The organism is Polaromonas sp. SP1 (genome assembly GCF_003711205.1).
Classification (GTDB): domain Bacteria; phylum Pseudomonadota; class Gammaproteobacteria; order Burkholderiales; family Burkholderiaceae_C; genus Polaromonas.
Genome location: NZ_CP031013.1, coordinates 3524948 through 3538548, shown reverse-complemented (window position 1 = coordinate 3538548; position 13601 = coordinate 3524948). Strand labels below are relative to the sequence as shown.

The 13601-nt window shown below is 57.7% G+C and carries 5 protein-coding genes and 1 pseudogene; all 6 read right to left on the bottom strand.

Annotation, left to right across the window (positions count from 1 at the left end; genetic code table 11):
- Positions 1-116: 116 nt before the first annotated feature.
- Positions 117-800: pseudogene (locus tag DT070_RS21795) on the bottom strand (DUF6531 domain-containing protein); the annotation flags it as partial.
- A 714-nt stretch (positions 801-1514) separates the two neighbouring features.
- A complete protein-coding gene (locus DT070_RS16820; protein WP_206074047.1) occupies positions 1515-1715 on the bottom strand; it encodes a CPCC family cysteine-rich protein in 201 nt (66 codons plus the stop codon).
- Positions 1712-4423, bottom strand: coding sequence for an Ig-like domain repeat protein (locus DT070_RS16815; RefSeq protein WP_122956429.1), 2712 nt, complete (start codon positions 4421-4423; stop codon positions 1712-1714). Before DT070_RS16815 ends, DT070_RS16820 begins: the two co-directional genes overlap by 4 nt.
- 35 nt (positions 4424-4458) lie before the next feature.
- The gene (locus DT070_RS16810) at positions 4459-7221 is read right to left on the bottom strand and encodes a LamG-like jellyroll fold domain-containing protein (RefSeq protein ID WP_164483770.1); all 2763 of its coding nucleotides are present in this window, start codon (positions 7219-7221) and stop codon (positions 4459-4461) included.
- A gap of 606 nt (positions 7222-7827) precedes the next feature.
- Positions 7828-10071: a DUF6531 domain-containing protein gene (locus tag DT070_RS16805; protein ID WP_255416839.1), complete on the bottom strand. Its 2244-nt coding sequence runs from the start codon at positions 10069-10071 to the stop codon at positions 7828-7830.
- A gap of 449 nt (positions 10072-10520) precedes the next feature.
- Positions 10521-13169: a DUF6531 domain-containing protein gene (locus DT070_RS16800; RefSeq protein ID WP_164483768.1), complete on the bottom strand. Its 2649-nt coding sequence runs from the start codon at positions 13167-13169 to the stop codon at positions 10521-10523.
- Positions 13170-13601: the final 432 nt, after the last annotated feature.

The window sequence follows — 13601 nt, the reverse complement described above, 5'->3', positions numbered from 1 at the left end:
TAGGTGGCCAGCCGAACTCCCTTTTCATCAATGACACCGGTCAGCAGTTGGGGGAACGTGGCGTTCTCGTAGAGGTAGGTCTTGCTGGCCACCCCACCCGTGATGCCGGGATAGCTCACTGTGACCAGCCGACCGGTGGCGCTCGTACTGTCGTACCCGTAACTGGTAACCCGTGCGTCAGGTGAGGTGGTGCTGATCAGCTGACCGGATGCGTTGTATCTGAAACCTAGGGTGCGGCCGAAATGGTTGCTGACCGTCAGGAGCAAGCCTGCCGTGGGAGCTGTGGCCGGCGGCGTGCTGACGGTGCTGTAGGTGTAAGTGGTGATCCAGCCGTTTCTTTGGGTGACTGTCAGTAGCTTGCCTGCTGGGTCAAACTGCCACAGCGAGTCATCGTCCAGGTGTTTGTAGAGCAGCCCGGTTGCGTTGGCTGTCAGGGTGTCGGCGCTGTTGGCTGGGCTCCAGCTGTTGCCGGCCACGTCCCAACCGAATGCACGGACACTGCCGTCTCCCATTTTGATGGTGGCGGTGCTCCCTGCGGTGTTGGCTTCGCCAATTTGATCGAGAAAGATGGCATGGTTATGCGACCATGGGTGCCCCAGACCCGCTGCACCCGGCCCCGTCACCATGCCTACAACCCGGCTGCTTCTGTAATTTCTGATCAGGCTTAAAGCATCGGCGCCAGAGCCAAGGTGGTCAGCGTGATCCAGCACTTTCTCGCCAGTAGCAGGGATGATGGGGTGGCCCACTTCGGTTCCGTCAGGAGACGGAGGGGATGACTCAAAGTCACCTCTAGGGCACATCAGGGGCGGCTGAGTAAATACACAACTCTGCCATTGCGTGTATGACACGAAAGCAACTGCACCTGTCGATGGCGGCCCGGAGTAGTTGTATCTGATACGCCGCTCCAGTGTTCCATTCAATTCCCGGCTCTCGAGAGCATGTGCAATCTCTGACCCGCAGTAGTAACCACTGGGGTCAGCGGACAAGCAATTAACAACATTAATGTGCTCCGCATCGGACTTCGCCTTGGCAATGCTTCTTAGCGATGTTTCCAGCTCACTGCACGTTATTGCTATGGCGCATGAAGATGCGCCAAGCAGCCCCAGGAACGCTACTGCACGAAAATAGGCCACTGACTCTCCCCTTGTTTTATATATTCAGGAAACGCCCTTCCGTCAGGGCGGTCCTGGAAGCTTTGCCTGGTTGTACGGCGGCCCCGACTCATGTCTGGAGCAAGATGCTTTCATGACATTCTTCAGTTGCCCGCTCCAGTGCTTGCTGGATTCGGCTCACGCTCTGTTGAATTTCATCGAAATCTGACCCAGTTAGGGCCGTTGGGGGGTCAAGCTTCAGCGAAATTCAACAGTATTGATGCCCCCCTGAAGCCCACTTGGATCCGACTGCATGTACCGCCCGATACGTGGGTTGTACTCCCGGTTCCAGTTCTAAACCAGTCCACTCTCAGCATCAAACACCTGACCAGGCAACCCTCAGAGAAATTTAACCGCAAGGAATCACTGCTTCGCTTGCCATTTTCTCCTTGCTTCGTTCAAGCTCTCTTTGTTGGCACCGCCAGCATAGTTAGGGTCGGCGGATTGAACCGGATCATCCTCCCAGCCACACACTTCACAAATCTCAAATGCGCCGACGTCATCTAATGTGTGTTGCCCACAGCACGGGCACGGGTTGCGTTGTTCTGCTAATGGCATGTTCATTGTTTGTTCCAGTAGTTGATTCCATCCATGGGGCGGAACATGGTCTTTGGAGCACCGCTCACACCTTGTACAGCAAAAGTATTGGTAAGTGGATCGTAGACCAAGGTTTCAGCACCCCGCGCCTTAGTAAATGCGCTAGCTGGTGGGTTAGAAACCAAAGATTTTGCTGTCTCCGCGTACTGCTTGGCATTAGCTAGTTCGGGAAACTCGGATGCATGCTTTTGCCAATGTCCGAACGCATTTTCAACGGCTGACTTGCTCTTGGTTGCCGACCATAGCGGAGCTACCTCCCTTGCGGGACAAAATGCCCCGGACTCAACCCCTTCAGCAACAGCCCGTGCAACCGGTGTCATGCGCGACACTGTCGTCGGAATTTGCGCAACCAACGGACTCATCGGCGCGGCCACTGTGCCATTGACGCCCGAGGCACCGGCGACGAGTTCCGTAATAACAGGGCCAAAACGGTAGTAGGCACTTTGGACCCACGCCGCCGCTCTATTGGCGGCCATGACCATATTCAACCCCTGGGGATCTATTACGTTGAGCGGATTCCCACCAACATAAGCAAAGGTATTTATACCTCCCTCAAGCCCAATCGGATCAGACTGCATATACCGCCCGATGCGTGGGTTGTACTCTCGATTCCAGTTCTGGAACAGCCCGCTCTCCGAGTCAAACACCTGCCCCGGAAGTCGCTGATTGAAGCTGAAGACACCCAGGCTGCTGGGGTTTTGATCCGGCGCGGTTGCACCAAACGCTTCAGCCGAATCCCAACGCCACACGACCGCCTCATCCGATTGGCGTGTGATGATTCGTGGCGCACCGATTTGGTCAGTCGAGACGTTGTAAAGGTTTATCGCAATATCGTTTCCTGCTGCCGTACCCGACTGCTTCACCACCCCCACCGGACTGCCCAAGTAGATGGTTTCATACAGCGGCGTCCCGTTGGCGTCGTACTCCCCGAGCAGCTTTCCCGACTCGTCATAGACGTAGTAGGTGGCCCCCGTTGGTACCAGTGCGGTAGGGCCTGTTTTGCCAACCCGCAGCTCCAGCGCGTTGTAGCTGTAGGTGACCGTGCCGCCCGCATTGGTCATCGTGGCCAGTCTGCCCCGGTCACTATAGGTATAGGTATCGGTGCCGTCACTCGTGATATTGCCGACCGCGTCATGCACGACAGTCGCCGCGCCGCCAACGTCTTGCATCTGGGTCAGCTTGTTGCTGGTTGCCGAGATGGTGTTTGGATAGCTGGTTCCGCTCACTGCCTTGGCCGTGCGGTTGCCAGTGGCGTCGTAGCTGTATTGAATGGCCGTGCCGTTTTGGGTGGCGCTGATGAGGCGGTTCAGGTTGTCATAGCCAAAGCTTTGGTCCAGCGCGGGTACGGCTGTGCCATTGCTGATATGCGTATAGCCAGTGATGCGCCCTGCACTGTCACGGGTGACGGTGCGGCGGATGCCTGCTGCTGATCCAGTACCCGTTGAATCGCCCAGGTTGTACGCCGCTATTTCGCCATTGCCGTCATACGCAATGGCCTGCGTCTTGGCGCTGGCCCAGGTCCAGCCGGTAAGCTTGCTTTCAGCGTTCTGGGTGATGGCGCTGATCATCGGCAGGCTGGTTCCGGTATTGGTGCCCACGCCATTCGCATTGGGTGGGTTGACCGTGATTCCGGATACATCGCCATAGGCGTTGTAGCTGTAGTTGATCTTTGTTCCGCTCGGGTAGGTGATCGCGGTCAGCTTGTCCAGCGCTGTACCCGTGTCGCCCCAGGTGTAGCCGACCGTGAAGGTCTTGGCTCCTGTGGTCTGGGTCTTGCCCGTTTTGCGACCCATGCTGTCATAGGTGTAGACGGCCTGGCCACTGGCATCTGTGATCTTGGTGAGCTCACCCACTGCAGCAGGCGTAGGGGTGCTACCGCCATCGTATTCAATCAGGGTATCTGTGCCTGTGGGGTACTGGACACGCTTCAGGCGGTCCAGGTTGTCGTAGGTGTACTGAGTCAGCTTGCCTCTGGCGTCGGTCTTTGTCAGAACGTTGCCGTTGGCGTCGTAGGTGTACTGGCTGGCGCCCGTATCAGGGCTGGTCTGGGTGGTGACGTCACCCAGGCCGTTGGGCGTGTAGCTGGTATTGAGGCTGCGCGGGTCGGTGACCTGAGTTAGGTCATCGCGGGCGTTGTAGGCAAAGCTGGTGGTGGTCGGCGTGGTGCTGCCGGTGTTGGCCGGCTGCTGGGTCTGGATGGGACGACCCAGGCTGTCGTAGTAGGTGTAGCTGGCCAGCCCATTGGGGTCCAGCACGGTCGTCGGTCGGCCCATGGCGTCGTAGCCGAACTGCCAGGTCGGAGTGCCGACGTTGATGACCACAGTGATACCGGCTGATGTTGACGGGTCGTTATTGGTGTCACCTGCGTATTCAGCAATCAAGGTGTGGCTGCCCAGAGCCAACGCGCTGGTGCCCAAAGTGGCAACACCGGCCGTGATAGCACCGCTGCCCACCGTCGTTGCGCCGTCCTTGAAGGTGACCGTTCCCGTCGGGCTGGCGCCTGTAACGGTCGCCGTCAGCGTGATGCTTTGGCCTACAGGGGCCGCACCGGCGCTGCTGGAAAGCACCGTGGTCGTTGGGGTGGCGGCAAGAGCAACAGCCGGGGCCATGATGATGAACAGCGCCAGGCGGCTTAGCCACGCGGTAAACGCTCTGGTAGGACTGGGACTGCTCATGCTGGCTCCTCGTTGAGTGATGGTCGTCGTGGTGTTCAATTGCTCGCTCCCGTAACTTGTTGGACCCGGTTCAGTGCGTCATAGACGCGGATGATGTTTCTTTGCAGGTTGCCCGAGGGGTCCTTGACCTGTTCGCCCGTCCGGTTGCCCATGTTGTCTAGGCTGTAGGTGACGGAGTTACCTTTGGCATCGTTCACACCCGTCAGGCGGTGCGCCGCGTCGTAGCTGTAGCTGTAGCTCATGACTGTTGCATCCGGCAGCGTGACGCCTGTCAGTTGGCCGGCGTTGTCGTATGTGTAGTTGGTGACTCGGGCTGTGCCGCCCGGCGGCGTCACCGTCACGCTGCTGATCCAGCCTCTCGGGGTGTACGCGGTGTCTGTGACCACGCCCTTAGAATTCACCATCTGACGCAATCGCCCCGCCCTGTCGTACTGCGTGAACTGCGTGACGTGACCGCCTGCGTTTGTGATCGACTGCAGATCGCCAACCGTGTGGCCGACGGCATTTGGGTCAACAACCGGCCCAGCATTCGGAAACGCCGTCGTTGGAGGGGTGAAGTTGGCCGAGTACCGGGCCACGCCTTTGGTAATGCGCACATCATCGATGTACCCGTTGAACGTCTGTGCGGCCGCCCCTGATGCAAGGTATCCAACGAGTAGAGCCTTTCCGCCGCTATACATGGGTGCCGCCGCCGCGGACCACTCTTGCGCTCCATCCAAAAAACCTTTGAAGATTGATCCACTCTTGACAAGGGCGATATGGTGCCAGGCGTTAAGCGTAATGGTGGTTGTTCCCGTGTAGACGGTGCCGGTCGGAGATACTCCATTCCCATTCCCCAGGAATGCAGTCATTTTTCCTGCAGGTGAAATTCCCACTTGGTACTGCGAATAACTTGTTCCGGAAACCCCGTCTTTGTCTACTACCGCTTGAGTTCCAGCTGTTAGAGCGGTCACGTACACCCATGCCTCAATTGTGAAATCCGCCGAAGTAAGGTTGAAGTTATCGTGGTTCGCGCTACTCAGGTAGTCGCCTGCACCATCAAAAGCCATTGATGTCCCACCGAATTTCCCTTGCACCGTGCTGACCTTGGCATTGCCTCCAACTGTCACGGGCTTGACCACCGGGCTGCTGTCTGTGATGACGGTAGAGTTATTGATCCCATCTCCATGCAACAGAAGCACCACCGATTCAAAGTTGGGGTCCGAACTGATCAACGGATCGGTAAAGTCCGTTGAATTGCCGTAGTAAACGTAGGTCGTCACGCGGCTCATAGGATCGGTGCTGGTAAGCAGCCGCCCAAAAGCGTCATAGGTGTATGTCGAGACACGCTGCGTCACACCGACATTCGGCGTAGCCGCGAGGCCGAGGCTGCCGTCGGCGTCCGTCGTGGCTTGCTCGACTTGCTTGCACAGCACCGCGATGGGCTTTCCGTCCGGTGTCGTTGCAGTGACAGGTGCGCAACTTGCCACTGCATTGCTGTTAAACGGGTCGGGTTGGCCGTTGTAGATGCTGGTGATGATCTTCAAAGGTTGCGCAATTTTGGTGGTCAAACTCCAGTCTGGGTGCCATTGCCGGCTCACCTTGCGGCTGCCTGTCGGTAGGCTGGCGTTGCTTGCAAGCACGGCGGCACAGCTGGCCGTGTTGGCCAGACCTTCGACAGCCACGGTGGGCAGGTTGCGAGTCAGGTCATTGGTAAAGCAGCTGCGCTGGCCGTTAAAGTCGTCCTCGCTGGCGATGTTGCCATTGGCGTCGTAGCTCAACGTGCTGGTGGCGGCGGCGCAACCCGAGCCTGCGGGTTGGCTTTTCGAAGTAACCGATGGCAAGCCCATGACGCTGGCGGCTGCCACGGTTGAACTCTGACCATTTGGCAGCTCCAGCGTGGTGCCGCTGGGCATCTGCCAGCTGTGCTGGCGAGATAGAACGCCGGTAGCCGTATTAAAGGCGTCGGTGACGACCAGCGTGGGTGCTTGGATGTAGCTGACGCTGTAGCGCTCCACACCTCCCGCATGTTCACTGGTTGTGGCACGGCCTTGTGTGTCATAGATGAAGGTTGCATAGCGGGCGTTGTTCTCATCAATCTTGCCCGTTAATGCCCAGGGGAAGGCCGCGTTCTCGTAGAGGAACTGGCTGACCTTGCCGTCCTGCCATGTCAGTGAGACAAGGTTGCGGTTAGCGTCATATGCGGGGACGATGGTCCGCCCGTCTGGGGTGATGATCTGGGTGATCAGATTGTTGGTGTAGCTGAACCGAAGGATGCGTCCATCGCTTGCCTGCACACGGGTCAAGTTTTTGCCGGTGTAACTGAAGCTGAGCACCATCCCGTTGGCCCGCGTAAGGCTCTGCAAGATACCCGTGCTGTCATAGGTTTCCTGATCACCCGTGGCAACATCAGTAAACCGATAGCCTCCCGCGATACTAACGAGCTTGTGGGTGTTGTCTGCATCAGTGGTGTAGACACCTGCACCATTGCCGATGAAATTGAAGACTTTGCCATCGCCACGGGACAGCAATGCCCTGGTGGCGCCGGTCGCAATCAAGAGCCTGTGGTGAAAACTACTTTTCCACAACGCACCAAATGAGCTGAGCTCAACAAGAGCAGAAGCCGTATCAGCCTGATTGGCCGGTATCTTTAAGGTCGTGTCGTAGACCAAGGATAGGTTCAGCCCACCAACTCCGATACCGGTGGAAATGTACTCCTTCTTAACACCGGTTAGAGGGTATATCGGGTTGGCAATGCCGAATTCGCATCTACCCAGTGGAGGCGTTTTATTAACACCGAAGACGTTGATAACAGGCACGCAACTATTAGGGGTCAGCGGATGGGTTGCGAAACCTGCCTCACACGTGCAGGAAGAGCCTGACAAGGTGCTATTAATTGGGCATGAATACGCAGGCCACGGGACCGCAGGACTCCTTTCTATTGGCGGTGACGCTGTGCCGGATGGGGAACCATCGGGATAACTCCAGTGATAGTTGCACCGAGTTTCAGTACTCGATATGTAGGTAACGGGGTTGGAGGGTTCAATGCTGTTGAGCCACTGAATAGCGTTCCTACAGGCGGCGTCTGGCGTCGGATGAGGAAACACGCCGACAGGGTCTGGACGCGAACTCTGTATTCTGTATAAGTAGCAGGGCGAAACGGTACAAGCGGTCTGTGCTGCGGGAAATGAAGCGTTTGCCGGAGCGCTGAAGCAAATCAGCACCAAGCTAAGCCAGAGCATCACAAAAAGTCCTAATGCGCCGCTCAAACGTCCGCCGAAGTTATTTTGCCTTCGGCCTGAGCGTTGACTGGTGATCCCCGCTATGAACAGAAACATTGAATCTCCCAAAACTTTTTTTACGCGTCTGACCACTCAAACGCTCGACTTATAGGCACGGTAGATTTCTGCACGGCTTATCTGACGTCAATTGCTCGCTCCCGTAACTTGTTGGACCCGGTTCAATGCGTCATACACGCGGGTGATATTTCTTTGCAGGTTGTCCGACGGGTCTTTGATCTGCTCTGCGGTCTTATTGCCCATCGCATCGAGTATGTAGGTGACGGAGTTACCTTTGGCATCGGTCACACCCGTCAGGCGGTGCGCCGCGTCGTAGCTGTAGCTGTAGCTCATGACTGTTGCATCCGGCAGCGTGACGCCTGTCAGTTGGCCGGCGTTGTCGTACGTGTAGTTGGTGACTCGGGCTGTGCCGCCCGGCGGCGTAACCATCACGCTGCTGATCCAGCCTCTCGGGGTGTAGCCGGTATCGGTCACGACCCCTTTCGGGTCGATCATCTGACGTACCCGCCCTGCTCTGTCGTACAACGTAAATTGCGTTACGTGCCCCGCCGCATTCGTGATCGATTGCAGGTCTCCTGCCGTGTAGCCAGTTTCGTTGGGGGAGGTGCCGGAAAAGCTCGTAGTCGAGTAGTAAGCATGGGTTCGAGTCACCACGTTGGTAGGCGCGGTTTCTGTTGCGGGCAAGCCCTGAGCGCTGCCAGAAGCTACATAGGTCCAAGTGGTAGTACGTGCCACGCCGGTGGCGGTGTCTGTCACCGTTCTGTTCAGTAGGTTGCCTACCGTGTCATATGTGTAGGCCGTGGTACGCCCCGCTTCGGTAACGAGCACAGGCAGTCTGAAAGTAGCATGCCACTGGGTCGTGGCGGTTTGCGCTTCGGGCAGAGTCGCGGCTCTGGTCGTCGTCAGCGGCAAGCGCCGGTTAATGTCCCAGGTGTACATGGTGTTTACGCCCAGAAAGTCGATCTCCTGAGTGACAAAACCGTTGGCGTCTTGCACGCGGCTGGCCGCATCGCTAGTGCCGCCCGCGCCAGGCAGCGAAGCACCGGTGACGGCAAGCTTGCTTCGCGCCGTGCCATAGTTGTAAGTACGCTGAGTTCCCAGTGGGTCGGTCACTGTGACCGCGCCTGCTGCTCCATAGCTGATGCTGTGCAGATCAGCTGCGCCGGCATGCTGAGTGCTTATGCCGCGTCCCTGATTGTCGTAAGCGTAGGTTGCCAGGCGGCTCCCGTTTTCGTCGACGATGCCGGTCAGCAGTTGTGAAAAGCCGGCCTTTTCGTAGAGATAGGTTTTGCTGACCGTTCCGCTATTTGCTGGGTAAGTGACAGTGGTCAACCGGCCATCAGCAGCGGTGCTGTCGTAACCGTAACTAGTGGCCCTGCCGTCTGCAGCGGTAACGCTGACCAGCTGACTAGAGGAGTTGTACGCAAAATTAAGACTTCGGCCGAACTGGTTGCTAACCGAGATCAGCAGATTTGGTATGCAACTGCCGCCAGTCAAACTACTGCCCACAGGACAGTTGCCGGGGACCACGCGCGTCGCTGCAGGAATGCTTCCCTCGGAGCCGACAGTCCCGTTCGGGTAGTGGGGAACATAGCGGCAGGTGGTGCCAGTCACGCCCGGGATATTTATATTGAAGCCGGGATAGGCGAGCGAGTAGGCTGCGCCCCAGCCCTGACACGCCGCGAGGGGGACCGTACTCCAGGGGCCGGACACACCGCCATACACATGACGGTATTCCGTGACATCAGGCGGCGCAAACGTTGCCAGCGAGGGCGGCGGCGCGATCGTGATAGAGGTAGTGCTGGTTCCGTACGCATAGGTGTTGATCCAGCCGTTGCGTCGGACCACAGTCAGCAGCTTGCCGGCGGCATCAAACTGCCAGAGGCTATCGTCGTCGAGCCGCTTGTAGAGCAAGCCAGTGCTGTTGGCCGTCAACGTATCAGCGCTGTTGGTAGCAAGCCAGCTGCCGCTTCCCGTCTGCCAGGTAAAGACTCGTGTAGTGCCTTCACCAAAGAATATTCGAGTAACACTGTCTGCGGTACCTGCCGTGCCAACCTGCTGCAGTGCTACTGCGTGGTTGTGCGACCACGTTTGACCCATGCCCGGTTTGACGGCAAGACTTGGCGCCACTCCGACTCTGAAGCTTCTGAAACTGCGCACAAAATCCAGAGGGTCGGGGCCCTCCCCCGCGTGGTCGCCGTGATCCAACACCTTCTCGCCTGTTGCAGGAATGATAGGGTTGCCAACTTTCTCGCCGCTTTGAGGCGGTCTCAAGCAAATTTTTGACTCAATTTCAGGTGTTATGCCGGGACACAAACCCTGTTCGGGGAGTTCGCCGGAGGGGCAGTAGTAGTTCGGTCTAACAGACATACCTCCGCCCAAGGGGTTAGTGCACGAATAGCCTGAGGACTCAAGTTCGCCGCTGGAATAGAGAGACTCATGACGCCTCATTGAGCCACCCACGTTAAGACAGAACTGATAGTGGATCCCCCCATCTCTGGCTCGCCAAGTTGCGAAGCAGGAAGCTTCATTACTTGGAGTAATCGTCGAAGGGGCTGCGTTAAAGCAGGTGAAGTCGCGAATAGGAGCTTTGCTCTTGTCCGCAGAAGAAGCAAAAGCTTGTCCACAAAGCAGAGCCGCGAAACACAACAGCAAGCCAGTCGATAGAAAGCGGAAATTAGTTCGTTTCATTTTTGCGAACTCTTTAAAAATTCATCGCGATGCGATTGCTCAATATCGGTCAACAGGAACATTCCGCTGCCACCCAGATTTCTCTTCCGACGAATAGACTCGGTAGATTTCTGCACTTGTATATGACGTCAATTGACCGCGCCCGTAACTTGCTGCACCCGGTTCAGCGCGTCATACAACCGCGTGATGTTTCTTTGCAGGTTGCCTGAGGGGTCTTTGACCTGCTCTGCGGTCCTGTTGCCCATCGCATCAAGCGTGTAGGTGACGGAGTTACCTTTGTCGTCAGTCACTCCGGTCAAACGGTGAGCCGCGTCGTAGCTGTAGCTCATGGTTGTGCTATCGGGCAGAACAACTCCCGTCAGCTGACCTGCGTTGTCGTAGGTGTAGCTGGTAGTTCGGGCTGTGCCGCCCGGTGGGGTGACCGTCACGCTGCCGATCCAGCCTCTTGGCGTGTACACGGTGTCGGTGACCACACCTTTCGGGTCGATCATCTGGCGCAATCGGCCCGCTCTGTCGTACAGCGGGAACTGCGTAACATGACCTGCCGCATTCGTAATCGACTGCAGGTCGCCTGCCGCGTGCCCGGCCTCGTTGGGCGCCGTGCCGCTATAGCTTGTAGACGGGTAGTAAGCGTTGGTTCTGGTTACTACATTGGTGGGAGCCTTCTCTGTGGCGAGCAGGCCTTGAGCGTTATAAGTCCAGGTGGTGGTGCGGGCGACGCTGGTGGCAGTGTCGGTCACCGTTCTGGTCAACGGATTGCCTGTCGTGTCATAGGTGTAGGCCGTTGTGCGACCGGCTTCCGTGATAAGTACGGGCAACCTGAAGGTGGCGTGCCACTGAGTGGTGGTGATTCGTGCTTCGGGCAGAGCGGCTGCCTCGGTAGTGGTCAAGGGCAGGCGCCGGTTGATATCCCAGGTGTACATGGTGTTCACGCCCAGGAAGTCGGTCTCTTGCGTGACGAAGCCGTTGGCATCTTGCACGCGACTGGCCGCGGAGGGAGCGCCGGTGCCGCTGGGTTTGTCCGCGCCTGTGACGGCCAGTTGGCCCTTGGCAGTGCCATAGCTATAGCTGCGCTGGGTACCCAACGGGTCGGTCACCGTGGCCACCCCTGCCGTCGCGTAACTCACGCTGTACAAGTCCGCACTGCCTGCATAGCCGCTGCTGATGGCCCTGCCCAGGCTGTCGTAGGCAATGGTTGACAGCCGGTTGCCGGTTTCGTCGACGATCCCGGTCACCAAACGCGGGAAGGTAGTGCTCTCATACAGATAGGTCTTGCTGGCAGTACCGCTCACACTGCCGGGATAGGTCACCGTGGTCAGTCGTGCGCCAGCCGTGGTGCTGTCATAGGCGTAGCTAGTCACCTGGCCGTCACTGGCAGTCACATTGACCAGCTGACTAGCGGCGTTGTAGGCAAAGTTCAGGCTGCGGCCGAACTGGTTGGTAACCGAGATCAGCAGATTGGGGATGCAGCTGCCCCCCGACAAGGTGCTGCCCACCGGGCAACTGCTGGAAGTCACGCGCGTCGCCGCAGGAATGCTTCCCTCGGAGCCAGCAGAACCGTTCGGATAGTGGGGGACATAACGGCAGTTTGTACCCGTCACACCCGGCGTAGTCACAGTGTTGCCCCCGGGGTAAACGAGCGGATAGGCTGCTGTCCAGCCTTGGCAGGCCGCCAAGGGCACTGTATTCCAGGGGCCGGTGACGCCGTCATAGATGTACCGGTACTCAGTGACAGCAGGCGATGGCGCAAACGTTGCCAGCGATGGCGGCGGGGCGATGGCGCTGGAGGTGGCCGTGGTGCCGTACGCATAAGTGTTGACCCAGCCGTTGCGCTGGGTCACAGTCAGCAGCTTGCCGGCCGCATCAAACTGCCAGAGGCTGTCGTCGTCCAGCCGCTTGTATTGCAGGCCTGTGCCGTTGACAGTCAGGATGTCGGCGCTGTTGGCGGCAAGCCAGCTGCTGCTACCGGTTTGCCAATCGAAGGCGCGTACGCTGCCGTCGCCAAACATCACCTTGGCGGTGCTGCCGACCGCACCGGCCGTGCCTTCGCGTTTGATCGATACGGCATGGTTGTGTGTCCAGGCTCGGCTCAGGCCGGCATCGAGCGGCAGGCCACGGGGCGTGGTTCCGCCCCAACTGCTTCTGTAGTGTCTTACCAAGCTGAGGGCGTCTGCGCCCTGACCTGCGTAGTCGGGCTCGGTCAGAACCTTCTCGCCTGTCGCGGGGATGATGGGTTTCTTTGTCGCGCTCCCATCGGGGTCGGACGCGGAGCAACTCTTGCCTCGCGGATTGCTCGGAACTGCAGCGTTGAGTTGCAACGTGATGGGTGGCACAACTGGCGATGGCCTCAATTCACACGTCGCAGGGCTTCCGGTCTCGCGATAGTCAGTGGTGCAGGTACATTGGCTTTCAGTCTGCGCACTGTTACTCGGGCAGCTAGGGGGAGCGATGCGGGTGCTTGCACCAATGGTTCCTTCAGAGCCCACAACCCCGCTTGCATAGTGGGGAATATAACGGCAGGTGGTACCCGTCATACCCGAAATGCTCACAAAAGCCCCAGCGGGGAGGATACTCGTATAGGCGACACCCCAACCTTGGCAAGCCGCCAAAGGCACCGGATTCCAAGGCCCGGTCACGCTGTCATAGGTATACCGATACTCGGTGACGCCAGACGAAGTCGCTGGAAACGAAGCCATTGCTTCTGATTGAGCAAAAACAAGAATGATCCCCAGCAAAGCAGCGAGGCCCTTGAAAAAAAAACGCAGAAGGAAGTCCATTTGGCTCATCTGGAGCCCCCTGCAATTCCCCACACCAAACTCTGCTCACCATGCGCACAAGTGGATGAGCACACTTGATTCGACCGCACCATACCCGGTGCAAGTCCTGGAAAAAATCCCATTGAATCCTCCCGTTGATTTTTCTTATGACGCTTCAGTCGAGCGAATGTGCCCGCAGTCTAGTGACAGGCATCGCGCTTGTCACCCTCCATGTGCAGGATAGAAATCTGAAGTGTGCGTATAGACAACGAAATCTCCGGCGTCAAAAATTTCATTCTTACCAAGCTCATACTCTTCTGGCAGAATCCGACGGCTCACGTGATATTGAAAATGGCACCACTTCAAAACGAACACCTTTTCAGTATCGACCTGCACTGGATTAAGAATAAATAGAACAGCTCAAGGCATTGGGCTCAGCTATCCGAAAATAAT